24 protein-coding genes are annotated in these 21,836 nt (G+C 72.8%); 10 read left to right on the forward strand and 14 right to left on the reverse strand.

Features of this window, described 5'->3' with window-relative positions; genetic code table 11:
• Window positions 1-21: 21 nt before the first annotated feature.
• Window positions 22-1,755: an L-aspartate oxidase gene (locus tag CHC05_RS30735; protein ID WP_089254112.1), complete on the forward strand. Its 1,734-nt coding sequence runs from the start codon at window positions 22-24 to the stop codon at window positions 1,753-1,755.
• A gap of 5 nt (window positions 1,756-1,760) precedes the next feature.
• Here CHC05_RS30735 and CHC05_RS30740 read toward each other — a convergent pair whose 3' ends face one another.
• The 3 genes from CHC05_RS30740 to CHC05_RS30750 all read right to left on the reverse strand — a co-directional run bounded on the left by CHC05_RS30740 (window position 1,761) and on the right by CHC05_RS30750 (window position 4,441).
• Window positions 1,761-2,258, reverse strand: a complete 498-nt coding sequence (locus tag CHC05_RS30740; protein WP_089254113.1) for a YcxB family protein — start codon at window positions 2,256-2,258, stop codon at window positions 1,761-1,763.
• A gap of 85 nt (window positions 2,259-2,343) precedes the next feature.
• Window positions 2,344-3,180 carry a hypothetical protein gene (locus CHC05_RS30745; RefSeq protein ID WP_089254114.1) on the reverse strand — a complete coding sequence of 279 codons (837 nt, stop codon included), beginning with the start codon at window positions 3,178-3,180 and terminating at the stop codon, window positions 2,344-2,346.
• A 67-nt stretch (window positions 3,181-3,247) separates the two neighbouring features.
• The gene (locus tag CHC05_RS30750) at window positions 3,248-4,441 is read right to left on the reverse strand and encodes an MFS transporter (protein ID WP_089254115.1); all 1,194 of its coding nucleotides are present in this window, start codon (window positions 4,439-4,441) and stop codon (window positions 3,248-3,250) included.
• 60 nt (window positions 4,442-4,501) lie between these two features.
• On the opposite strand from CHC05_RS30750, the gene CHC05_RS30755 reads away from it, so the two are divergent.
• Window positions 4,502-5,467 (forward strand): ArsR/SmtB family transcription factor, encoded by a 966-nt coding sequence (locus CHC05_RS30755; protein ID WP_089254116.1) that lies wholly within the window; start codon window positions 4,502-4,504, stop codon window positions 5,465-5,467.
• Window positions 5,468-5,480: 13 nt separating this feature from the next.
• On the opposite strand, the gene CHC05_RS30760 is transcribed toward CHC05_RS30755, so the two are convergent.
• Window positions 5,481-6,335: a GNAT family N-acetyltransferase gene (locus tag CHC05_RS30760; RefSeq protein ID WP_089254117.1), complete on the reverse strand. Its 855-nt coding sequence runs from the start codon at window positions 6,333-6,335 to the stop codon at window positions 5,481-5,483.
• Window positions 6,336-6,380: 45 nt separating this feature from the next.
• Window positions 6,381-6,767, reverse strand: coding sequence for an OsmC family protein (locus CHC05_RS30765; protein WP_089254118.1), 387 nt, complete (start codon window positions 6,765-6,767; stop codon window positions 6,381-6,383).
• 180 nt (window positions 6,768-6,947) lie between these two features.
• Here CHC05_RS30765 and CHC05_RS30770 point away from each other — a divergent pair, with 180 nt between their 5' ends.
• Complete coding sequence (locus tag CHC05_RS30770) at window positions 6,948-7,292, forward strand: GNAT family N-acetyltransferase (RefSeq protein WP_179266455.1); 345 nt, start codon at window positions 6,948-6,950, stop codon at window positions 7,290-7,292.
• 51 nt (window positions 7,293-7,343) lie between these two features.
• Here the strand turns inward: CHC05_RS30770 and CHC05_RS30775 are convergent, their stop codons facing one another.
• On the reverse strand, window positions 7,344-8,135 hold the full coding sequence (locus tag CHC05_RS30775) for a helix-turn-helix domain-containing protein (RefSeq protein WP_089254120.1): 792 nt from the start codon (window positions 8,133-8,135) through the stop codon (window positions 7,344-7,346).
• Between CHC05_RS30775 and CHC05_RS30780 the strand changes: the two genes are divergently transcribed.
• Window positions 8,084-8,359, forward strand: a complete 276-nt coding sequence (locus CHC05_RS30780) for a hypothetical protein (RefSeq protein ID WP_089254121.1) — start codon at window positions 8,084-8,086, stop codon at window positions 8,357-8,359. The two genes, CHC05_RS30775 and CHC05_RS30780, sit on opposite strands and share 52 nt — an antisense overlap.
• 13 nt (window positions 8,360-8,372) lie before the next feature.
• On the opposite strand, the gene CHC05_RS30785 is transcribed toward CHC05_RS30780, so the two are convergent.
• Window positions 8,373-9,188: an SDR family NAD(P)-dependent oxidoreductase gene (locus CHC05_RS30785; protein ID WP_089254122.1), complete on the reverse strand. Its 816-nt coding sequence runs from the start codon at window positions 9,186-9,188 to the stop codon at window positions 8,373-8,375.
• 116 nt (window positions 9,189-9,304) lie between these two features.
• Here CHC05_RS30785 and CHC05_RS30790 point away from each other — a divergent pair, with 116 nt between their 5' ends.
• Window positions 9,305-10,135, forward strand: coding sequence for a helix-turn-helix transcriptional regulator (locus tag CHC05_RS30790; protein ID WP_089254123.1), 831 nt, complete (start codon window positions 9,305-9,307; stop codon window positions 10,133-10,135).
• On the opposite strand, the gene CHC05_RS30795 is transcribed toward CHC05_RS30790, so the two are convergent.
• From CHC05_RS30795 to modA, 3 genes are read right to left on the reverse strand one after another with little or no spacing between them, the layout of a single operon-like run.
• Complete coding sequence (locus tag CHC05_RS30795; RefSeq protein ID WP_089254124.1) at window positions 10,117-11,184, reverse strand: ABC transporter ATP-binding protein; 1,068 nt, start codon at window positions 11,182-11,184, stop codon at window positions 10,117-10,119. The two genes, CHC05_RS30790 and CHC05_RS30795, sit on opposite strands and share 19 nt — an antisense overlap.
• Window positions 11,181-12,005 (reverse strand): ABC transporter permease, encoded by an 825-nt coding sequence (locus tag CHC05_RS30800; RefSeq protein WP_089254125.1) that lies wholly within the window; start codon window positions 12,003-12,005, stop codon window positions 11,181-11,183. The genes CHC05_RS30795 and CHC05_RS30800 overlap by 4 nt, the downstream gene beginning before the upstream one ends.
• Window positions 12,005-12,811 carry a molybdate ABC transporter substrate-binding protein gene (modA, locus tag CHC05_RS30805; protein ID WP_089254126.1) on the reverse strand — a complete coding sequence of 269 codons (807 nt, stop codon included), beginning with the start codon at window positions 12,809-12,811 and terminating at the stop codon, window positions 12,005-12,007. The genes CHC05_RS30800 and modA overlap by 1 nt, the downstream gene beginning before the upstream one ends.
• 137 nt (window positions 12,812-12,948) lie before the next feature.
• Between modA and CHC05_RS30810 the strand changes: the two genes are divergently transcribed.
• Window positions 12,949-14,022, forward strand: a complete 1,074-nt coding sequence (locus CHC05_RS30810; RefSeq protein ID WP_245871296.1) for a class I SAM-dependent methyltransferase — start codon at window positions 12,949-12,951, stop codon at window positions 14,020-14,022.
• On the opposite strand, the gene CHC05_RS30815 is transcribed toward CHC05_RS30810, so the two are convergent.
• Window positions 13,998-14,987: a hypothetical protein gene (locus CHC05_RS30815; RefSeq protein ID WP_089254127.1), complete on the reverse strand. Its 990-nt coding sequence runs from the start codon at window positions 14,985-14,987 to the stop codon at window positions 13,998-14,000. The genes CHC05_RS30810 and CHC05_RS30815 overlap by 25 nt on opposite strands.
• 86 nt (window positions 14,988-15,073) lie before the next feature.
• On the opposite strand from CHC05_RS30815, the gene CHC05_RS30820 reads away from it, so the two are divergent.
• Window positions 15,074-15,595 carry a PadR family transcriptional regulator gene (locus CHC05_RS30820; protein WP_218824732.1) on the forward strand — a complete coding sequence of 174 codons (522 nt, stop codon included), beginning with the start codon at window positions 15,074-15,076 and terminating at the stop codon, window positions 15,593-15,595.
• Here CHC05_RS30820 and CHC05_RS30825 read toward each other — a convergent pair.
• The gene (locus tag CHC05_RS30825; RefSeq protein WP_089254129.1) at window positions 15,592-16,488 is read right to left on the reverse strand and encodes a MerR family transcriptional regulator; all 897 of its coding nucleotides are present in this window, start codon (window positions 16,486-16,488) and stop codon (window positions 15,592-15,594) included. The two genes, CHC05_RS30820 and CHC05_RS30825, sit on opposite strands and share 4 nt — an antisense overlap.
• A gap of 82 nt (window positions 16,489-16,570) precedes the next feature.
• Between CHC05_RS30825 and CHC05_RS30830 the strand changes: the two genes are divergently transcribed.
• Together CHC05_RS30830 and CHC05_RS30835 are read left to right on the forward strand one after the other, a co-directional pair.
• Window positions 16,571-17,326, forward strand: a complete 756-nt coding sequence (locus CHC05_RS30830) for a class I SAM-dependent methyltransferase (RefSeq protein WP_089254130.1) — start codon at window positions 16,571-16,573, stop codon at window positions 17,324-17,326.
• Window positions 17,323-17,976, forward strand: coding sequence for a pyridoxine/pyridoxamine 5'-phosphate oxidase (locus tag CHC05_RS30835; protein ID WP_089254131.1), 654 nt, complete (start codon window positions 17,323-17,325; stop codon window positions 17,974-17,976). The genes CHC05_RS30830 and CHC05_RS30835 overlap by 4 nt, the downstream gene beginning before the upstream one ends.
• A gap of 46 nt (window positions 17,977-18,022) precedes the next feature.
• Here CHC05_RS30835 and CHC05_RS30840 read toward each other — a convergent pair whose 3' ends face one another.
• Complete coding sequence (locus CHC05_RS30840) at window positions 18,023-19,897, reverse strand: CehA/McbA family metallohydrolase domain-containing protein (protein WP_144022850.1); 1,875 nt, start codon at window positions 19,895-19,897, stop codon at window positions 18,023-18,025.
• Window positions 19,898-20,022: 125 nt separating this feature from the next.
• Complete coding sequence (locus CHC05_RS30845; RefSeq protein WP_089254193.1) at window positions 20,023-20,511, reverse strand: GNAT family N-acetyltransferase; 489 nt, start codon at window positions 20,509-20,511, stop codon at window positions 20,023-20,025.
• A gap of 153 nt (window positions 20,512-20,664) precedes the next feature.
• Here CHC05_RS30845 and CHC05_RS30850 point away from each other — a divergent pair, with 153 nt between their 5' ends.
• On the forward strand, window positions 20,665-21,828 hold the full coding sequence (locus CHC05_RS30850) for an acyltransferase family protein (RefSeq protein ID WP_281257747.1): 1,164 nt from the start codon (window positions 20,665-20,667) through the stop codon (window positions 21,826-21,828).
• Window positions 21,829-21,836 lie beyond the last annotated feature (8 nt).

Raw genomic sequence — 21,836 nt, forward strand, 5'->3', positions numbered from 1 at the left:
TCCCGTCGAAGGAGGCCGGTCATGCCCGACCGCACAGAACGTCGCCTGTCCGCGTCGGTTCTCGTGATCGGCACCGGCGGGTCGGGGTTGCGGGCGGCGATCGAGCTCGCCGAGCGCGGCGTCGACGTGCTCGTACTCGGCAAGCGGCCCCGGCTCGACGCGCACACCACGTTGGCCGCCGGCGGTATCAACGCCGCGCTCGGCACCATGGATCCGCAGGACAGTTGGCAGCAGCACGCGGCGGACACCATCAAGGAGAGCTACCTGCTGGCCGACCCGCGCACCGTGGAGATCGTGACGCAGGGTGCCGCCGCCGGCATCCACGACCTGGAGCGCTACGGGATGGCGTTCGCGCGCGAGGACGACGGCCGCATCTCGCAACGGTTCTTCGGCGCGCACACGTACCGCCGCACGGCGTTCGCCGGTGACTACACGGGCCTGGAGATCCAGCGGGCGCTCGTGCGGCGGGCGACCGAGCTGAACATCCGGATCCTCGACAGCGTGTACGTGACACGCCTGCTCGTGCGGGACAACACGGTCTTCGGAGCGTACGGCTTCGACCTGGGCGACGGCACCCGCGCGGTGGTGCACGCCGACGCGGTGATCCTGGCGACCGGCGGGCACACCCGGATCTGGCGGCGCACCTCGTCGCGGCGGGACGAGAACACCGGCGACTCGTTCCGGCTGGCGGTCCTCGCCGGTGCGCGGCTGCGTGACCCGGAGCTGGTGCAGTTCCACCCGTCCGGGATCCTCGAGCCCGAGAACGCGGCCGGCACCCTGGTCTCCGAGGCCGCCCGCGGCGAGGGCGGGATCCTGCGCAACGCGGTCGGCGAGCGGTTCATGGAACGCTACGACCCGGAGCGCATGGAACTGTCCACACGCGACCGGGTCTCCCTGGCGGAATACACGGAGATCATGGCGGGTCGGGGCACCGCCAACGGCGGTGTCTGGCTCGACGTGTCCCACCTGCCGCGCGAGACCATCATGCGGCGGCTGCCGCGGGTCTACCAGATGATGCTGGAGATCCAGATGCTCGACATCACCGCCGGCCCGATCGAGATCGCACCCACCGCGCACTACTCGATGGGCGGGGTGTGGGTCCGGCCGGAGGACCACAGCACCGACGTGGCCGGCCTCTACGCGGTCGGTGAGGCGGCCAGCGGGCTGCACGGTGCGAACCGGCTCGGCGGCAACTCCCTGTCGGAGCTGCTGGTCTACGGCCGCATCGTCGGCGCGGCGGCGGCCGCGTACTCCGCCGGGCTGGACGCGCAGCACCGCTCGCGGGACGCCGTCGACCAGGCCCGCGCCGAGGTCGACGACCTGCTCGCCGCCGACGGTCACGAGAACGTCCGGGCGCTCCAGCGGGCGGTTCGCGACACGATGACCGCGTACGCCGGCGTGGTCCGCGACGACCCGGGGCTCCGGGCCGGCCTGGCCGAGCTCGACGCGATCGAGGACCGCATGCGGGACGTGGGCATCCACCCGGACATCGCCGGCTTCCAGGACCTGGCGCACGCCTTCGACCTCAAGTCCTCGGCGCTGGCCGCGCGGGCCACCCTGGCTGCTGCGCTGGAACGGCGGGAGACCCGGGGCTGCCACAACCGCAGCGACTATCCGGACCTCGACCCCGACCTGCGGGTCAACCTCGTCTGGTCACCGGCCACGGGCGTCGTGCACGAGGAGATCCCGCCGGTGCCCGCCGAGATCGCCGACCTCATGACCGAGGTGTCGAGCGTCGGCAAGCTCGTAGAGTGACCGGGTCAGCGGCGTTCGAGCAGGCCGCGTTCGGTCAGGAAGGCGCGCAGCGTCGCGTCGTCCGCTTCGGACATCCGTTCGCGAGGGATCACCGTGGCCGCCATCCGGCCGACGTACACGATCCAGAACTCGCGGTTCTCGGTCACCCGGGCGACGCCGTCCCAGGCGATGCCACTGGACTCGGTGCCGCTGCGCATCATGATGTTCTCGTCGGTGATGTCGTAGCTGCCGTCGACGGCGTAGCCGCTGGAGCGGCGGCGCGCACGCCACCGCACCAACGGCCCGTAGACCATCGCCAGGACGCCGCCCACGATCATCGCGATGTACAGCGGCGAGATCTGGTCGCCCCGGTCGAACCCCTGCGAGAGGGCGAGGCCGATCGCACCGAGCACCGCCAGCACGGCGCCGACGTAGCCGTATTTGCGGTGCGCGACACTGCTGAGCACGGCGGCCACGCGGCCCGGGTAGGCCGGATCGGCCGGGAGGTCAAAACGGATGTGCACGTCAGAACGATAGTGCCCACCCGCCCGGCCTGCGCCGCATCCCGGATCGTGCCGCCGCCGGGGTCGGCGGCGGCACGATCGCCCGTCAGCCCCGCTTGGCCGGGCCGAGCTTGGGGTTGATCGGCTTGGCCGCCCTGGCCGTGGCCGGGAACTCCGCGGTGCCGGACGCGAAGGTGAACGCGACGGCGTCGATCAGCACGTGCACCGGCCCGCCCGAGTTGTAGATCGAGATGGCGTCGTCGTGCACCGGGTGCCGGCCGTGGCCCACCGTGAACGCGTTGGCCAGCGCGGTGCCGACCGGGTAGTTCAGGGTGGACGTGTCGGGCCGGCCCGGCACGCCGTACGGGTAGATACTCAGGTGCCCACCGGTCACCGCGTCGACCGCCGTCACGTTGCCGTGCATGGCGTCGGCGTAGCGCACGAGAGCGCTGGCGATGACGTGCATCGTGGTGTTGCTGCGGAGCCGCCCCTGCGAGTCGAGGACGTCCTTGTTGATGATGAGCTCCCGCCCCGCCGCGGTGCGGGTGTTGACCAAGCGCGACGGGACGACCGGCACCAGCTGGCTGGCGTTCATGTTCGTGTGGACGATGTAGGTCTCGCCGGGCCGCTGGACGATGTAGAGGTTGCCGGTCTGGTCGATGGTCATCGACCCGACCGGGGCGTTGTTCAACGACCCGTTGCTCGGCACCAGCCGCAGAGCCGGGCCACCGGCGTTGTGCACCGACAGCAACACGTCGTTGGCGTTGCCGACGAGTTGCGTGGGCACCACGCCGGCGTTGCCACCCTGGACGAGCGCGTCGCCCGGGTCGGCCTGCGCCGGCGAGCCGGCCACCGCGCCGACCGCGCCCGCACCCACGACGCCGGCCGCGACCGTTCCCGCACGGCGCAACAGCCGCCGTCGGCCAATGGTTTCCTCGGACATGCGAATCTTCCCCCGTTCGCTTTGGCAATGAGGAGATCAGTGTCCAAGCCGGCCGGCCCGATGTGCGCTATGCATCGGCTTTCTGACGCTGTGCAACTTTTTCGGGCGATGCGAATCCGGCGCGGGCCAGGACCGCAGTGGTCAGCAGCGAGCCCAGCGCGGCCACCGTCATCGCGCCCGCCGGCGTGACGAGCTCGGCCACCGCGCCGACCGTCGTCGCGCCGATCGCCTGCATCGTCAGCATTCCGCTGCCGGCCAGGCCCAGGCCCTGACCGAGCAGGTCCTCCGGCACGGCGGCCACGAACTGTTCCTGGATGGTCAGCGTGGCCGCGTAGCCGAACGACGCGACCGTCACCAAACCGGTCGCCCAGACCACACCGGGGTGCAGGGCGAACGCGAGGTAGGGCAGGGCAAGTAGCGCGTACAAGGGAAAGCCGATCCTGGCCCGCAGTCGTGGGCCCGCCAGCCGGCCGATGACGACGTCTCCCGCCAGCATGCCGGCCGCCGCACCGACGAAGAGCGCGCCGGCCGCGTTCCCGGCGTACGGCACGAACATCGCCTCGGCCCCGACGATCAGGCCGTTCGGCAGCCATTGCGCCAGCAACAGGTTGCGCAGCGGCGCCGTCCCCAGCAGTCGGCGGTTGCCGCTCCAGGTGGCGCCGACCGAGGCCCGCCCGACCGTCCTGGGTGGACGATGCCGGAGCCCGAACCGCACGAGCGCCGCCCCGAACGCGCCGAGGCCGGCGGCCGCCCAGAACGCCACGGTCGGCCCGATCAGCGCCAGCATGGTGCCGCCGACCGCGAAACCCACGATCTGCATGGCGCCGGCCGAGGCGTTGAGCGCCGAACGGCCCAGGACGTACGCGTCGGCCGGCAGCACGTCGACCACGACCGCGTTGCCGACCGCGCCGACGACCGCGTCGCCGACCCCGGTCACCATGATCAGCACCAGCATGGCCCAGATCGGCAGGAGGCCGGTCGCGAAGACCGCGATCAGAGCCGCGTGGGCCAGCCGCCAGCCGACCAGCGCGGCCCGCGGCGGCAGCCGGTCGGCCAGTGACAGCAGGGTCAGGGCGCCCAAAGCCTGCGGCAGGAAGCCACCGAGGTACGCGACCGCGGCCAGCAGCGGCGATCCGGTGTGCGCGTAGACCAGAGCCGACAGCGCCAGCAGCTCGATCGTCTTGGCCGCCACCGAGATCGCGCCCGAGCCGAACAGGGCGCGGAACTCCCGGAGGGCGAAGAGGGCCCGATACGTCGTCACGGACCGGAGACTCCAGGACGCGCTCCGGCCTCCGCTATTGTTTCGTCCGGAGGCGAAACGATGGCGACGCTGTGGGTCGGCCCGGACGAGCTGGCCAAGGCCCGGTTCGCCATGTCCCCGATCGCGAACCTGACCGGTGCGCTGCTGGTCGCGAGCGGTTGGCGCGAACCCGCCCTGGACACCGCCTGGGTCGCCTCGGCCCGGGCCGCGTTGGCCGAAGACCCGGTCCTGCGCGCGCTGGCCGCGGTGATCCGCGAAACCCGGGAGCTCCCGGACCTGATCTCGATGCCACCGTCCGGTGTGGACACTAACTTGGCCGAGGAGCTGGCCACCCTGCGCGCCACCCCGCACGAGCGCGCCCTGCGCGACCTGCGGGCCAGCGCCGCCGACCAGCGCGGTGGCCGGCCGCTCCCGTTGCCGGCCGTCCTGAGCCGCCGCGGCGTCACCGGCCGCCTGGCGGACGCGTTCGCGGCGTACTGGGACGCGGTCATCGCCCCGTACTGGCCCCGGGTCCGGGCCGGCCTGGAACGCGACATCGTCCGGCGGTCGGGCCTGCTCGCCACCTATGGCTGGGCCCGCGCGCTCGACGGGTTGCGGTCCGACCTGCGCTGGCGGGCCGACGGGCGGATCGACCTGACCACGATGCCCGGCCCGTCACACCGGCTGGTCGGCGCCGACCTGCTCTTCGTGCCGAGCGCGTCCAGCGGCGGTTGGCTGAGCCTGAACCCGCCGCACCGGTACGCGCTGGTCTACCGGGCCGGCGGCGTCACCGAGGCCTGGACGGGCGCCGGCAGCCCGTCGCCGCACCGCCTGGACCGCCTGATCGGGCGGTCCCGGGCCGCACTGCTCGGTGCGCTCGCTGAGCCGGCCAGCACGAGCCAGCTGGTGGCCCAGCTCGGGATGAGCCTCGGCGCCGTCGGCGACCATCTCGCGGTGCTCCGCGAGGCCGGCCTGGTCAGCCGCAGCCGCAGCGGCCGGACCGTGCAGTACCGCCGGACCGCGCTCGGCGACGCCCTCGCCGGCTGAGCCGTCAGCGGTGTCAGCCCGTCGGCCGGCGGAAGTCGGTGGCGTCCGGGAGCTGCCGGAAGCCGGCCGAGACGTAGGCCGCCACGCCGCCGTGGTTGCCGCTCGGCGTGCAGACGGTCGCCGTGGAGGAACCCAGCTCGCGCAGCGCGGCGGCCGCGGCCAGCGTGATGGCGCGGCCGAATCCGCGGCCACGATGGTCCTTGTGCACGCCGAGGGGCTCGATCAGGCCCGGTCGCCCTTCTCCCGCCGACCAGACCGTCACCGTGGCGGCCGCGTTGCCGTCGCCGTCGTAGCCGACCAGGCACCTGGCCCGCCGGTAGGCCGGACCGGCGGCCATCGCGCGCCAACGCTCCACTGTGAACGTCGAGTTGGCGAACATGGCCCGCTGCACCGCGACCCGGTCCTGGAGGAGCCGATCCTGGACGTCGTGCGCGTCGATGACCTCGATCCGCAGCCCGCTGTCGTCCACCTTCTCGGTCAGGTCCCGGGACAACGGTGTCCACGGCTCGTCGGCCACCCAACCGCTGCCGCTCAGGAGCTCGCGAAAGGCTTTGCCGAAGCGGGCCTCGACGGCGGACAGCGCCGGGTCCGACAGGTCGGCCAGGAGCTGGGCGGCGAACGCGGCGTCGTCGTCGAGGCTCGGCGCGATGCCCATCCGGATCAGCCCGGAGTCGTCGTCGACCATGCCGGCGGCCACGATCCGCCCGTCGCGGGTCCACACCCGGAGGGCTTCGACCAACGCCTGCTCGCCCAGGCTGCAGTTCCACCCCAGGTCACCGGGGTGAAGCTGGACCGGCCCGCCGGTGTGCTGCCAGCCCGCCACCGCGTCGACGATCTCGCTCAGTTGGTTGGGAGTCGCACGCTGCATACCTCGGACCCAACCACACCACGCAATCGGTTTGTGGCGCCAGTTTCAGCGCGGGCCGACGAACTCCGTACGCACGCTCCAGGCGAACTGGATCAGCAGGGTCACGGGCGACTTCTCGGCGATGTCGTGCATCACCTTCAGGTCGTCGGGGTCGGGCTCCTCGCTCAACGTGATCGTGCGCTGGAGGTAGCGCTCCGCACCGTCGTACGCGGGCTCGTGGTAGTCGATCTCGACGGTGATGTCGCCGGCGGTGTCGTACTTGTAGTCGACGTACTGCCGGAGCGTCTGCGCCGTGCACGAGGCGAGCGCCATCAACAGGTACTCGGTCGGCGTCGGGCCTTCACCGACGGAGCGGTTGTGCGGTTCGTCGGCGAGGAACGCGAAGCCCCGCGTGGTCAGGTCCGTGCGCCGGCGCTCGGTGGCCGGGAGCACAGCTCGAGCGGATGCGACAACACGATCCCGATCGGTTTCCATCAACAGCGCCTTCCTGTAGTCGGTCCTCGGAACCCTAGCCCCGAGCGGACTATATAGTCCAGTCTGCGCCTCACGGCAGGCAGCTCCGTCGCAATAATGGACGGGTTGGTCCACTACAAAAACAGCGAAGGAACACCGATGACAGACCCCACCCGCGCGCTCGACTTCGAGGTCGTCAAGGACGAGGAAGCCGGCGCCTACTCCGCCGTCACCGCGGGGCGGGAGGTGGCCGGGCTCGCCTACGACGTCGCCGGCGGCGACCGACTCGTGCTGCGGGCCACGTCGGTGTTCCCCGAGTTCCGCGGCCGGGGCATCGCCACCGAGCTGATCCGACGCGTGCTCCAGGACGTCCGCACGGAGGGCAAGACGGTCACGATCATGTGCCCGATCGTGCGCGCCTTCATCGAGCACAACGCCGGCTACGCCGACCTCGTCGACCCGGCACACCCGGGAGTGGCTAGTGGTCTCGCGCTAGAGACCTGAGCTCGGCCAGTTTCGCCTCGGCGGGCGAGCCCGCCGGAGCGCTGTGGACGTTCACGCGCTGGACGGCGTCGCCCGGCACCGGGAAGGCCTCGCAGTCGAGCCGGAGCTCGCCGACCAGGGGGGGCGCATCAGCACGCTGGCGAAGGTGCACTCGAAAGCGCCCTGCTTCGCCCACATGAGGCGGAAGTCCGCACTGCGCTCGCGCAGGGTGGCGATCACCTCGGCCACCCGGGCGTCGCCCGGATCGCTCGCCGCCTGCAGGCGTAGGCCGTCCGCCATGCCCTCGGCGATCCGCCTCCACTCGACGTACCGCTGCCTGGCCTCTGGAACCAGGAAGGTCCACACGGCGAGGTTCCGCTCGGCGGCGGGGTCGAAGAAGAGCTCGGCGGCCAGCGCGTTCACCGCCAGGACGTCCAGGCCGCGGCCCGTCACCATGACGGGTACGTCGCCGAAGGTGTCCACGAGGCGCCGGACCGTCGGCCGTACCCGCTCCCGACGGGCCGGCGGGGTGGCGGTGGACGGGCGGCGCGGCGCCGCCAGCAGATCACGCAGATAGCGGCGCTCCGCCGCGTCGAGGCTGAGGGCGTCCGCGACGCCCTTCAGCACCGCGTCGGAGACGTGGCCGACGCGGCCCTGCTCGAGCCGGGCGTAGTAGTCGAAGCTGACGCCGGCGAGCCGGGCGACCTCCTCGCGACGCAATCCGTTGACCCGGCGCGGGCGGAGACCATCGCCGGCGGCGGGCTCGGTGCGGCCCGGCGGACTACCGGCTGACGCTGCCCGAGAGCCATCCGGTGCCCGGCTCCTGGACCGGACTCGACGCCAACGCGGCCCGAGAGCGGATATTCGCCGGGATCGGCGCCGACGGGATGACCGCCCACGAGCTCGTCGCGGACGGTCCCCATCGCGTCATCGCCGTCGTCGAGCCGACCGGCCTCGACGGCGCGGGCAACCGCTGGTCGATGCTGTTGACCGAGCTGCTCTGGATCGAGGACGGCAAGATCACCGACATCAGGCCGTTCTGGTGGGACGTCGCCGAGCTCAACCGGATCGCCGACAGCAGGCGCTGAGCGCGACCGTCACTCAGCCCTGGGCCAGGCGCGAGAGGTGGTCCCACTCTTCCAGCCCGGCGAGTCGGCCGGCGTACTCGGTGCGCACCGCGTCGAGTCCGTTCGTGCCGAAGAGCACCCGCAACGGCGGGTTGGGGGCGTCGGCCAGGGCCAGGATCGCCTGGGCGGTGGCGGCCGGGTCGCCGGGTGCGAAACCGGAGCCCGCCGCGCCGGCGTAGAGGGCCTCGTGGGCGTGCGCGTACGCGGGGTCCCGGGTGGACTGGGGCGAGGCCGTGGCCAGGTCGGTCGGGAACATGATCGGTTCGATCAGGGTGACGTGGATGTCGTACGCGGCGACCTCGGCGGCCAGCGACTGGCTCATCGCCTCCAGCGCCCATTTCGACGCCTGGTAGATGCCAAGCGCCGGGTACGCGATCAGGCCCCCGAGGGAGGAGACCTGCATGATCCGGCCGCGGCGGCGACGACGCATGCCGGGCAGCACCGCCCGGGTGGTCCACAGCGCGCCGAAGTAGTTGACGTCCATCTGCGCGATGGCCTGTTCGGCGGTGACCTCCTCCACCGCGCCGTGCAGCATGTGCCCGGCGTTGTTGACCAGCACGTCGATGCCGTCGAAGCGCTGCTCGGCCCGGGCGACGGCGGCATCGACGGCCGCGCGGTCCGTGACATCCAGTTCGAGCGCGAGCAACCGGTCGCCATAGCGGTCGGCCAGGGGCTTGAGCGTCGAAGCGTCGCGGGCGGCAGCGGCGAGGTTGTCGCCGCGGTCCAGGATGGCTTCGGCCCAGTGGGCACCGAGCCCGCGGGACGCGCCGGTGAGGAACCAGGTGGACATGGGGTTGCTCCCAAGATCGGTTGGATCGGTCGTGATCCAGCCTGCGGCGGCCCCGGGCGCCTTGGCAGAGTGAGTCTCACTCTGGCTGGCGCGGCCGCGGCGAGCACACTTGGTGGGTGGACGCTCAACTGCTGGCGGAGTTCCTGCGGACCCGCCGGGCCGCACTCACCCCCGACGAGGTCGGCGTGGCGACGGCGGGCCGGCGGCGGACCCCGGGACTGCGGCGCGAGGAGGTCGCGGCCCTGGCCGGCGTCTCGACGGACTACTACACCCGGCTGGAACAGCGGCGGGCCACGGCGGTGCCCTCCGAGGTCGTGGTGCGCTCGTTGACCCGGGCGCTCCGGCTGAGCCAGGACGAGCGCGACCACCTCTACCGCCTCACCGGCCACCCCGTTCCCGACCGCCACCAGGACCACCGGTACGTCGCCCCGGCGCTGCTCACCGCCCTCGACGCGCTGACCGACATGCCCGCCCAGGTCATGACCGATCTCGGCGACACGCTGGAGCAGAACCGCCTGGCCCGGGCCGTCTTCGGCCCGCCCACCGGGACGACCGTCGTCTACCGCTGGTTCTGCGAGCCCGGCGCGCGGAGCGGCTACCCGGTCGAGGACCATGCCGCGGAGTCCCGCGCGCTGGTCGCCGACCTGCGTGCCGCGGTGACCCGCCGCGACGATGCCCCGGCCCGGTCGCTCGTCGCACGGCTGGTGGCCGACAGCCCGGAGTTCGCCGCGCTGTGGAACCTGCACGACGTCGCGGTCCTGCGCCGGCGCCGCAAGCGGATCCAGCATCCCGGGGTCGGCCTGCTCGAGTTCGACTGCCAGTTCCTCGTCGACGAGGACCGCTCGCAGATCCTGGCCCTGTTCTCACCGGTGCCCGGCACCGCGACGGCCGAGCGGCTGACGCTGCTCGCCCTCGAGTCGTTCGTCGGTCACGCGTCCGCGGGATAGGCGCGCGTCTCGGTGGCTTTGACTGCTGCCCAGACGCGCCGACCCGGGACGAGCTCGAGCTGCGCGGCGGCCGCCGGAGTGACGTCGGCGGCCGCGGCGATCGGCCCGTCGAGCTGGAGCCGCAGGTTGTCGCCGTGCCGTTGCACGGCGGTGATCGTCGCGGGCCAGGTGTTGCGCGGGCTGCCGGTCGGCTGGTCGAGGTGGACCGCGACCGCGATCGGGGAGAACGCGACGAACACGTCCCCGTCGACGGCGTCGGTGGTCGTCAGGGTCAGCCCGCCGGCGACCTCGACACCGCCGCCGGCTGCCCGGCCCCGGTAGAGGTTGAGGCCGACGAGGCGGGCCACGTAGTCGGTCCGTGGTTGGGCCGTGATCTGGGCGGCGTCGCCCTCCTGGACGACCCGGCCGCCTTCGAGGATGACGAGCCGGTCCGCGAGCACGAGCGCGTCGAGCGGGTCGTGCGTGACCAGCAAGGTCGCGCCGGGGTGCGCCGCGAGATGCCGGTGTAGCTCCGCGCGGGTGTCGAGGCGGGTGCGGGCGTCGAGTGCCGCGAGCGGCTCGTCGAGGAGCAACAGCTCGGGCTCGACGGCGAGGGCGCGGGCGAGCGCGACGCGCTGCGCCTGGCCGCCGGAGAGCTGCCGGGGCTTGCGGCGCGCGTGGTCACCCAGACCCACCCGGTCCAGCCAGGCGGCGGCGACCACGCGGGCCTCCTTGCGGGCCGTGCCGTGGCTGCGCGGGCCGAAGGCGACGTTCTCGAGCGCGGTCAGGTGCGGGAAGAGCAGGTAGTCCTGGAAGACGACGCCGATGGGCCGGTGCTCGGGCGGCACCCAGCGCCGGGCCCGGGCGTCGTCGAGCTCACGGTCGCGCAGCCGGATGTGCCCGTCCGTCAACGGAACGAGCCCCGCCAGGGCACGCAGGGCGGTGGTCTTTCCGGCCCCGTTCGGCCCGAGCAGCGCGACGACCTCGCCGGGGTCGATCCGCAGGTGAATGTCGAGCCGGAAGGCACCCCGGTCGACGACGATGCGGCTGTCCACGAGGGGCGCGGTCATGGCGCGGTGATCCAGCGGTCGCGGAGGGCGGCGAGGATGACCACGGACACCAGCAGCAGGATGAGGCTCAGCACGATCGCGCCGTCGAGGTCCTGTTCGAGGGTGAGGTAGACGGCCAGCGGCATCGTCTGCGTCTTCCCGGGGAAGTTGCCCGCGAAGGTGATGGTGGCGCCGAACTCACCGAGCGCACGGGCCCAGCACAGCACCGCACCGGCGGCGATGCCGGGCGCGACCAGCGGCAGCGTGACGCGGCGGAAGGTGGTCCAGCGGCCGGCGCCGAGGGTCGCGGCGGCCTCCTCGAAGCGGGTGTCGGCACCGCGCAGCGCGCCTTCGACCGCGATGACGAGGAACGGCATGGCGACGAACGCCTCGGCCAGCACGACGCCCTTGGTGGTGAACGCGAACGTCAGCCCGAACGCCTGGTCGAGCCATTCGCCGACCAGCCCGCGGCGGCCGAACACGAGCAGCAACGCCAGACCCCCGACGACCGGGGGCAGCACGAGCGGCACGGTCACCAACGCCCGGACGATGCGCCGGCCGGGAAACTCGACACGGGCCAGCAGCCAGGCCAGCGGTACGCCCAGCAGCAGGCACAACAGCGTCGCGAGCGTCGAGGTCTCCAGCGACAGCCGCAGCGCGGTCAGGACCTGCGGGTCGGTCAGGCGCTGGGGCAGCGTCGCCCACGGTGCCCGGACCAGCAGGCCCGCCAGCGGCAGCACGAGGAAGGCCAGCGCGATGATCGCCGGGACGACCAGGACCGCGGGGGTACGGCCGACCCGCCGCCGGAACCGGGGGGCTCCGGCGGCGTCTGTGCGTGTCATTACGGTGCCTGGAAACCAGCGTCTGTCAGGACCTTCTCGCCCGGGTCGGAGAGCACGTAGTCGACGAATGCCTGGGCGCCCGCCTTGTTGGGCGCGTTCTTCAGCACGACGATCGGGTAGTCGTTGACGGCCTGCGCCGACTCCGGGAACTCGACCGCGTCGACGCTGCTCGCGGCGGCCTTGGCGTCGGTGCGGTAGACGAGCGCCGCGTCGACCTCGCCGAGGGTCACTTTGGACAGTGCCGCCTTGACGTCCTGCTCCTGGGTCACCGGGGTGACGGTAGTCCCCGACGCGGCGAGGGCCTTCTTGGCGGCCGCGCCGCACGGCACCTGCTCGGCACAGAGGGCCACCTTGACGCCGGCCTTGCTCAGGTCGGGCAGGCCCTGGATGCCCTTCGGGTTGCCCTTCGCGACCGCGATCACCAGTTGGTTCTTCGCGAAGATCGTCGGCTGCCCCTCGGCGTTGCCGGCGTCGGTGACGGTCTTCATGTTGGCCGGCGCCGCGGACGCGAAGACGTCGGCCGGCGCGCCCTGGTTGATCTGCGTGGCGAGCGCCGACGAGCCGGCGAAGTTGAAGACCACCTTGGTGCCGGGGTTGGCGGCCTCGAAGTCCTTGCCGATCTGGGTGAACGCCTCCGTCAGCGACGCCGCGGCGAACACGGTGATGTCGCCGGTGACCGCCGTCGAGCCGGGCGTCGGCGCGCCGATGCCGCCCGTCGCCTCGTCGCCGTTGCCGCAAGCGCCGACGGCCAGCAGGGCGGTCACCGCCAGGCCGGCCACGATTCCGCGTATCGAGCGTGTGATCACGCGCTGGTCCTCCTTATTGTCAGAGCTGGGCACGACAGGCCGACGTTATCAGCCGCAACTGCCACCGGTGATCGCTATATGGGCTCGCTTTCGCGGCGAATCTAGCCTTCGTCAGCTCGCACCTGCATGATGGAACGGTGACCGCCGAGCCACCCACGGTGCGCGCCTGGGAGGCGCTCGACGGCGCGCAGGTCCAGCGCTGGTCCGAGGTCCTCGACGCGATCGCGGCGCTCCTGCCCGGCCCGCACAGTCGGGTCGTGGTGGACGGCCCTCCGCCGCTGGCGGCCACGGTGGCCGACCGCCTGGTCGACACGTTGCACGCCGTCGGGCAGCCGTGCGTACGCCTCACCGACACGAGCCCGGAAGCCGACGAGGACGGCTGGTGGGTCAACGGCGGCGCGCGCAGCACCACGGTCGCCGACGGCGCACGCTGGCGGTCCCGTCCGCCGCACGCGCCGTGGCACGTGGTCATCTGGCTCCGGTCGCATCCGGTGGCCCCGGGCGAGGACGGCACCGACGTCGTCATCGACCTGCACGACCCCGGCTGGCCCGTCATCCGCCACGTCGCACCCGGTCTCGACCCACGGCAACCGTGGTACGTGACGGAGAGCCGCGCCTTCTTCGGCATTCGCGCCGCCACCTGGGACAGCAGGTTCGGCGACGACACCGAGGCGTACGGCGCGGCGATCGCGGAGGCGGGCCTGCGGCCCGGGCACCGCGTGCTCGACGTCGGCTGCGGCACCGGCCGGGCACTGCCGGCGCTGCGTGCCGCGGTCGGCGCCGGCGGGGTCGTGGCCGGCGTGGACCTCACGCCGCAGATGCTGGCCGTCGCCGCAGACCGCGCCCGCGCGTCCTGCTCGGCGCTCGTCCTCGGTGACGCGCGCCGCCTGCCGTTCGCGGCCGACTCCACCGACGCGATCTTCGCCGCCGGCCTGGTCATGCACCTGCCGGACCTGGAGGCCGGGTTGGCCGAGCTCGCCCGCGTCACCCGCGCCGGTGGACGACTGATCGTCTTCCACCCGTACGGACGCGCCGCCCTGGCCGCCCGCCACGGCCGCGCGCTGACCCCGGACGACCCACTCGACCAGCGCCGGTTCGGTCCCGCCCTGGTCGCCACCGGATGGCGGCTCGACCGCTACGACGACCCACCGCACCGCTTCCTGGCCCTCGCCACCCGCGCGGTCGGTCAGGTCGTCGCCGCCGCCGCATGACGACGCAGGGTCGTCTCCGGTAGGCCGCATTCCGCGGCGATGTCGCGCCAGGACCGCGGGACGCTCCGCCGGGCCGCGATGTACGCGACGAGCGTGGGATAGCCGAACGCCTCCGCGACCGCGGCGGCCCGGGCGTCGGCGAGATGCCGCTTCGTGGCGTGCGCGACCGGGCGCAGCCCATGGTGGCGCAGTGCCGCGTGGACGGTCGTCGCCGTCACACCCGCCTCCAGCGCGATGGCCGAGACCGTGCGGTGTTCGTCGACGTGCCGGGCCCGCAGATAGCCGGCGGTGTCACCGAACCCGTGCGCGAGCGCCGCCGGCCTCAGCCGGGCGTCCGCGCGCAGCGGTGGCACCACGCCCGGCGCGACAGCGGCCAGCTGCCGCGACACCCAGTCCTTGTGCAGGCCCGCCTCGCGGCTGATCGCCGCCATGCTCGCGCCCCGGCGCAACCGGTCGGCGACGTACGAGGGAAAGTCCGCGAACCCGAACCGGTCGGCGACCCCTGCCGCGACCCGCGCCATCCGGTCCGCGGCGGCGCGCCGGGTGCCCTCGGCCCGCGCCGCCCGGCTGATGCCCGCGAGCGTGCGCAACGTCTTGGCCCGGCGCTCGGCCGGCTGCCGCCGGCCCCGGGCGGCCGTGGCCGCCGCCGCGGTGAGCGCTCCGCTGCGCGCCCGGTCGTGGGCCAACCGCTGGGCCCGCTGGATCGCGGGCTCGACGGCGAACCGGGCCGTGAACGACGCCGCGCGCCGCTTGCGGGTGGCCTCGCCGGACAGGGGGTTGCTCAGCTCGAGCCCGAAAGCCGCGAGGTAGTCGGCCTTCGACCAGCCGTGCACGCGGATGTGACTGGCCACCGAAAGGAAGAAACGGCCACACAGGTGGCAGCAGACCCGGTCGCCGTCGGCGACCATCCGGCCCAGCGGAGCGTGGTAGCCGGTGCCGTCCGGAAGCCTCCCGACAGGCCGCACGCGCACCACCTCCGACCGGTAGTCACTCTGAGACTACCGGCAGGACCTCCGGACCGGAAGCGGGTCCGGGCCATAGGCTGTGCGCCGTGGTCGACCTACCCCTCGGCACGTGGATCGTGCTGGCCCTCGTCGACGAGGCGCCGACGCACGGGTTCGCGGTCGCCGCGCTGACCGCCGAGGGTGCGGAGATCGGCCGCGCCTGGGCCATCCCGCGGCCGCTGGTCTACCGCTCGATTGACCGGCTGACCGAGCTAGGCCTGGTCGCGGCCCGGTCCACCGAGGCCGGCGCGCGCGGCCCGGTGCGGTCCATCGTGGCCAGCACCCCCGCCGGCCACGCCGCGGCCGCGGACTGGCTCGACCGCCCGGTCACCCACGTGCGGGACATGCGCTCGGAGCTCCTCGTGAAGATCGCCCTCCGGATGCGCCGCGCCCTCGGCCTCGGCCCCCTGATCGTTGCGCAACGCGCGGTCCTCACGGACGTACACGCCGCCCTGGACCAGCAACGCCGCACCGCGGACGGCTTCGGCCGCGTCCTGCTGAGCTGGCGCACGGAGAACGCCCAAGCGGCCCTACGCTTCCTCGACGACCTCGACGACCTCGACGACTAGCGCGGGCGGCGCTTGGTCAGCCACCGCAGCACGTCCAGGGCGTGTGAGGCCGGGTACGGGATCGGGTGGAAGACGTGCTCGATCACCTCGTCGGCGACGATCAGCGTCAGTCGTTTGTAGAGCGTCATGTCGCCGGCGGTGAAGGTGGGCAGGCCGAGCGCGGAGGCCAGGGTCAGGCGTGGGTCGGGGATCAGCGGGTACGGCAGCCGCAGGCGGTGCACGAGCTCGCGCTGGTAGCCGGTCGACTGTGCGGACAGCCCGTAGACCCGTTCCGCCCCGGCCGCGCGCAGCTCCGCGTGGTGGTCGCGGAACCAGGCCGGCTGCTCCCCCTCGCCCAGCGCGCCGTGCACCTCGAGCAGGCTGTTGGGCAGGTCGACGCCGGGGCGACCGGTCAGCGGGTAGACGAAGATGACGCTGCGTCCCGGGCCGAGCGCCGACAGGTCGACGGGCCGCCCGTCGGTGGCGTAGAAGGTCAGCTTGGGCAGGGCCCGGCCGACCAGGTCGTGCGGGTCGCCCGCGGTGGCGGGTTCGCCGGTGACCACGCGACCGGCGGCCGCATCGAGCCGGGCGTCGAGGGCGTCCCGCTGCGCGGCGAGCTTGCCGATGCGGTCCTCGATGGCGGTGATCGTGCCGCGGTAGGTCGCCAGCGCGGCCGCGCAGACGTCGGCCTCGTCCGACCCGGCGGCGATCGACTCGACGAACGGGCGGGTCTCCTCGACGCTGAGCCCCAGCGTCATCAACTCGCGGATCTGGGCGACCATGCGGACGGCGACCGGCTCGTACTCGCGGTAGCCGTTGCCCAGGCGCCGCGGCACGACCAGCCCGACCGACTCGTAGTAGCGCAGGGCCCGGATCGTCGTGCCCGTCCGGCGCGCCAGCTCACCCACCCGCACGGGCCCGATGCTAAACCCGCACCCTGGGGTACGGGTCAAGCGGCTTGACCCGCACCCCGAGGTGCGGGTTTAGCGTCCCGGCATGATCAGAGGCGACTTCGACTACGAGACCAACGGCCACGGGTACGCCCAGCGGCGGCGACCCGATCCCCGCATCGCGGCCATGATCCACGCGGCGCTCGGCAACGCCCGTACCGTCCTCAACGTCGGTGCGGGCGCCGGTTCCTACGAACCCGACGACCGCTATGTGGTCGCGGTCGAGCCCTCGGCCCGCATGCGCGCCCAGCGACCTTCGACCGCGGTGCCCGCCCTGGACGCCGCCGCCGAAGATCTCCCCTTCGACGACGACGCCTTCGACGCGGTGCTGGCGACCGTCACCGTGCACCAGTGGGCGGACCCCGCCCGCGGCCTGGCCGAGCTCCGCCGGGTCGCCCGCGGGCCGGTGGTCGTGCTCACCTTCGACGGCGACCTGCTCGACCGCTTCTGGCTCGCCGAGTACGCGCCGGAGCTGATCGTCGCGGAACGCCGCCGCTACCCGGCGATCGCCACCATCGCCGACGCAGTCGGTCCCGAGACGCAGGTCGTCGAGGTGCCGATCCCGATCGACTGCGTGGACGGCTTCACGGAGGCCTACTACGCACGGCCCGAGCGTTTCCTGGACCCGGCGGTGCGGGCCGCGCAGTCCGCGTGGGGCTTCGTCGACGCGCTCGCGACGGCCCGAGCCGTCGACCGGCTCAGCGGCGACCTGTCCTCCGGCGCCTGGGACGCCCGCCATGCCCACCTGCGTACCCAGCCGACCTTCGCGGGTTCGCTGCGCCTGATCGTCGGCCGGCCGTGACCGACGTCCGGACGTACCTGCGGGCCCTGCCGGTCTTCGCCGGACCGTTGCCGACCTTCGACCCGACCGAGGCGCCGCAGCGACCCGACCAGCTCTTCCTCGACTGGCTCACCCACGCGGTCGATGCCGGTGTGCGCGAGCCGCACGCGATGACGCTCTCCACCGTCGGCCCCGACGGTGCCCCCTCCGCCCGGGTCCTGATCCTCAAGAACGTCGATGAGCACGGCTGGCAGTTCGCCGTGCACGCCGACTCCCCGAAAGGTCAGGACCTGCTCCGGCGACCGGCGGCGGCGCTCACGTTCTACTGGCCGGCCCTGCCTCGACAGGTACGCGTCCGGGGACCGGTGCGTCCCGAGCCGGCCGAGCTCAGCGCCGCGGATTTCCTCGCCCGCCCTGCCGGGTCCCGCGCCGAGGCCTCGCTCGGCCGGCAGAGTCAGCCGCTCCCGGACCGCCGGGACCTCGACCTCGCCGTCGAGCGGGCGACCGCCCGCGTCGCCGCCGAACCCGCGCTCGTCGATCCACGGTGGACGCTCTGCACCCTGGCGGCCGAGCAGGTGGAGTTCTGGCAGGGCGACAAACACCGCAAACACCTCCGGCTGCGCTACGCGCGCGACGCGGCCGGATGGAAACGGGACCTGCTCTGGCCCTGAGCGGCGACGCGGGCACGGCCGGGAGGCCGGCCGTGCCCGCGTGTGCTCAGCTCACCCGGCGGTGGCGGGGAATGCCGCCCGCGGGGGTGTCGCGCAGCAGCCAGACCGGGTTGGACAGCGCGATCGGCGTGGCCGAGCCCGCCGCGCGCACCTCGACCCGCAGGAACGTCGGCGCGCTCGTGTCGACCTTCAGGTCCACGTATCCCCGCCGGAACTCGGCGGCGGCCAGGTCCTGGACGGTCGTGCCCGGCTCGGGCGTGGTGGGCCCGGCCAGGTCGACCGTGCCCCGCACCACGCGGACGGTGCCGCCGGCGGGCAGCTGGTCGGCCAGGATGCGCACGTTGCGCGTCCGCGCCCGCGAGACCGTGACCGAGCCCATCGGGGCCTCGCCGTCGACGAGCAGGCCGAGGGTTCCGGTGAACGCGGCGGGGTTGCCGAAGAACACGTTGCCCGACGAGAGCGACGGGAGCAGGTGGTCCAGGTCGCGGCTCTTGGAGTAGGCCCAGGTGACGAAGTTGGCCTGCTGGCCGAACCAGTCCTGGCCCGAGTGGTCGTCGCTGACCCCGGTGCCGGTCAGGAACAGCCCGTTGCGCGAGCAGACGTCCCAGACCTGCGCGTGGTGGTCCAGGTCGACGCCGCCGCGGCTCGGGTAGCCGACCTCCAGGATGTCCGCGCCCATCGCCTTGTCGGCGACGATCGACGCGGCGACCGAGGCCCGCATCGTGTCCTGCTGCGCGACCGGCAGCACGGCCGGGTTCGAGGTGCCGAAGGGATGGTTGTACGAGGCCAGCCCGCCGGCCGCGTGGATCATCTCGATGGCGGCGATCGCGGCGTCCGGGTCCGGGTCAGCGGTCGGCGTCGGCTGCGCGAACGTGGGCATGTGCAGCCGCGGCCCGTACCAGTTGAAGTGGGTCGGCTTGAGCAGTGACACCTCCATGCCCTGGTACTGCCGGACCGCCGGGAAGCGGTGGGCGTACCCGCGCATCAGCTCCGCCTGCTTCCGCAGCACGGCGTCCGCGCTCCGGGTGGGCCGGGTGATGCGCAGCAGGTCGAACCAGCCCTCGGCGCTGCGCCCGCGCGTGCTGACCGCGCTGAGCGTCAGGTTGGACATCGCGGCGTCGGCGGCCTCGATGTCCGGCCAGAGCCGCGCCAGGTCCTCCTCGGGCCGCAGCTCGATCGTGTTCCACCGACCCTGGCGGGCCGGCACGTGCACGGTGCCGGCGATGCCGTCGCGGGTGCGCGACCGGCTCTGCGTGCCGTCGACGACGTAGGTGAGCGTGTACTGGCCGGCCGGGCGGCCGTGGGTGGCGGGCCGCCAGCTCGTGGTCAGCGTCAGCGTCAGGTAGCTGTCCGGCGAGACCGACGCGGGGAACACGTCGACGGTGATCCGCTGGTCGTACACGGACCGCTGGTCGACGGTGTTGGCCGCCGAGCCCTTGACCCCGACCGACGCCGGTTCCCGACCCGCGGACAGTGCGGCGAGGTGCAGCGAGCCGGGCACGGCCGCGTCGCCGGGCGACGCCATGGCCGGGTCCCAGGTCACCTGGGACGTGGCGAGCGTGCCGGCCGACTGCGGGGCCCAGGTCCAGACGACCTTGTTGACGGTCTCGCTCGGCCCGGTCAGGTGCAGCACGTCGGGGTAGCCGTGCTCGGCCATCCGGAAGTCGTGCTCGGTCCAGAAGAGCACGTCGATGCCGGTCTTCGTGGCCTGGTCGAGGTGCCCTTCCATGCTTCCCGTGCCCTCGCTCCAGGACGCGTGGATGTGCATGGCCATCGAGACGGTGTCCGGCCGCTTGACCGGCGGTCCGTCGTGGTGCGCTTCCGATGCGAGGGCGGGCTGCGGGCCGAGGGCCAGCCGTCCGGCGCTGAGCGCGGTGATCGCGGCTGCCGACTTCAGCACGCCGCGCCTTGACTGCGTCACGTGGTACTCCAGTTTCGCGATGGTTCGGGGTCCGCCTCCCATGGCTAGACCGCGAAAACCAATGGCAGGCGGCGGGAAACTGGCGGGTACGCGAACGTCGCGAAGATCAACTCGTCCCGGGTTGGCTAGATCACCTGGCTGCGGCGTTCGAGCAGGACGACGTCGCGCCACTCGCCGTCGCGGCGACCGAGGCGCTCCCGGGTGCCGACCACGCGGAATCCGGCCGCCTCGTGCAGGCGGAGACTCGCCACATTGGTCGGGAAGATGGCGGATTGGATGGTCCAGATGCCGGACCGCTCCGTCGAGGTGATCAGCGCGCGGAGCAATGCCGCACCCACGCCTCTCCCCCGGGCCGCCGCGTCGACGTAGACGCTGTGCTCGACCACGCCCGCGTACACCGGTCGCGCGGAGACCGCCGACACCGCGACCCAGCCCGCTATGCGCCCATCGAACATTGCGACAAATCTATGTGAAGGCAGTCGCGAGCCGTCAAAGGCCGACCAATCCGGCGCAACGGTCTCGAAGCTGGCCTCTCCCGAGTCCAGGCCTTCCTGGTAAATCCGCCGAGCCGCAGGCCAGTCCACTGCCTCCAGCGGTCGGATCTGTGCCTCCATGACCGCCGAGCGTATCGGGACAAAGGGTGTGACTGGTTGTCGCCGGGGCGTGACGATGCGCACCTTGACCCTTTGGCTGTCCCCGATGACGGGCTTCCGGTGGCAATCTTGAATGTGCGCCATTAATTCGGAGAGGGGGTCCGGATGGCCACGATGGGGTCGGTTACGCGGGTCGAGAGGCTCCCGCACGTAGACAACCTGCGCGCCGTGATGGTCGCGTGGATCATCGGTGGGCACGCACTGCTGGGCTATTCGGCCATCGGGGGTTGGCCGTACGACGAAGTCCAGGAGACCACGTTCCATCCAAAATCCGAGCTCGCCATGGCCGTCGTCGTCGGACCGACGGCCCTTTTCGTGATCGGCACCTTCTTCTTCATCGCCGGCCTGTTCGCACCGGCGGCGATGGCCCGCAAGGGTCCCGGCAAGTTCGCCAGTGAGCGGCTGGTGCGCCTCGGCGTACCCTTTCTGCTCTTCGCCCTGCTGGTCTGGCCGCTGTTCATGTGGTTCGCCTACCTCGCGGCCGGCTACAAGGTCTCGTTCTGGTGGGAGTTCACGCACCGGCACCCGTTCCTCGACTCGGGACCGCTCTGGTTCGCCGAGATCCTGCTCTACGTGTCGCTGGCGTACGCGGCGCTGGTCTGGGCCCGCGACCGCGCCCGCGCCGACGGCCGCGTCGACGAGTCGGACGAAGGCCCGACGACCCTGGGTGGCCGCCAGCTCGTGACGCTGGTCGCGATGGTCGCGCTCGCGTCGTTCATGGTTCGGCTCTGGTTCCCGGCGCAGAGCAAGCAGGTCCTCGACCTGCACGTCTGGCAGTGGCCGCAGTGCGTGGCCATGTTCGGCCTGGGCGTCGCGGCGGCCCGCTTCGGCTGGGCCAAGCGCGTCCCTGAGGGCCTCCGGCGCGGCTGCGGGGTCGCGGTGATCACCACGGTGCTGGCGCTGCCGGTCTACGCGTGGACGGTCGGCATCGGCGACCTGGCCGACGACGCGGGCCCGTACCAGGGCGGCTGGCACTGGCAGGCCCTGTTGCTCGCGACCGTTGAGGCGGTGCTGGTGGTGGCCGGCTCGGTCTGGGTGCTGGGCCTGGCCCAGGACCGCCTGCAGGGAGTCAGCCAACTCTGGCGGCGCTGCGCGCGCGGCTCGTTCGCGGCGTTCGTCCTCCAGGCACCCGTCCTGCTGACGCTGGCGATCCTGCTGCGCCCGTTCGACCTGCCGGCGGAGGCGAAAGCGATCGCGGTGGCCGGCATCGGCATCCCGGTCTGCTTCTGGCTGGCCTGGAAACTGATCGAACGCACTCCGGTGGGGCGCTACCTCTGATGCCCGCG

Source organism: Asanoa hainanensis (assembly GCF_900188485.1).
Classification (GTDB): domain Bacteria; phylum Actinomycetota; class Actinomycetes; order Mycobacteriales; family Micromonosporaceae; genus Asanoa; species Asanoa hainanensis.

What these genes read in the sequence shown, in the direction of transcription:
- CHC05_RS30735 (WP_089254112.1), top strand. Translation starts at nt 22, where the DNA reads ATGCCCGACCGCACAGAACGTCGCCTGTCCGCGTCGGTTCTCGTGATC.
- CHC05_RS30745 (WP_089254114.1), bottom strand. Translation starts at nt 3,180, where the DNA reads ATGTCCGAGGAAACCATTGGCCGACGGCGGCTGTTGCGCCGTGCGGGA.
- CHC05_RS30755 (WP_089254116.1), top strand. Translation starts at nt 4,502, where the DNA reads ATGGCGACGCTGTGGGTCGGCCCGGACGAGCTGGCCAAGGCCCGGTTC.
- CHC05_RS30760 (WP_089254117.1), bottom strand. Translation starts at nt 6,335, where the DNA reads ATGCAGCGTGCGACTCCCAACCAACTGAGCGAGATCGTCGACGCGGTG.
- CHC05_RS30770 (WP_179266455.1), top strand. Translation starts at nt 6,948, where the DNA reads ATGACAGACCCCACCCGCGCGCTCGACTTCGAGGTCGTCAAGGACGAG.
- CHC05_RS30785 (WP_089254122.1), bottom strand. Translation starts at nt 9,188, where the DNA reads ATGTCCACCTGGTTCCTCACCGGCGCGTCCCGCGGGCTCGGTGCCCAC.
- CHC05_RS30795 (WP_089254124.1), bottom strand. Translation starts at nt 11,184, where the DNA reads ATGACCGCGCCCCTCGTGGACAGCCGCATCGTCGTCGACCGGGGTGCC.
- CHC05_RS30800 (WP_089254125.1), bottom strand. Translation starts at nt 12,005, where the DNA reads ATGACACGCACAGACGCCGCCGGAGCCCCCCGGTTCCGGCGGCGGGTC.
- CHC05_RS30830 (WP_089254130.1), top strand. Translation starts at nt 16,571, where the DNA reads ATGATCAGAGGCGACTTCGACTACGAGACCAACGGCCACGGGTACGCC.
- CHC05_RS30845 (WP_089254193.1), bottom strand. Translation starts at nt 20,511, where the DNA reads ATGGAGGCACAGATCCGACCGCTGGAGGCAGTGGACTGGCCTGCGGCT.
- CHC05_RS30850 (WP_281257747.1), top strand. Translation starts at nt 20,665, where the DNA reads ATGGGGTCGGTTACGCGGGTCGAGAGGCTCCCGCACGTAGACAACCTG.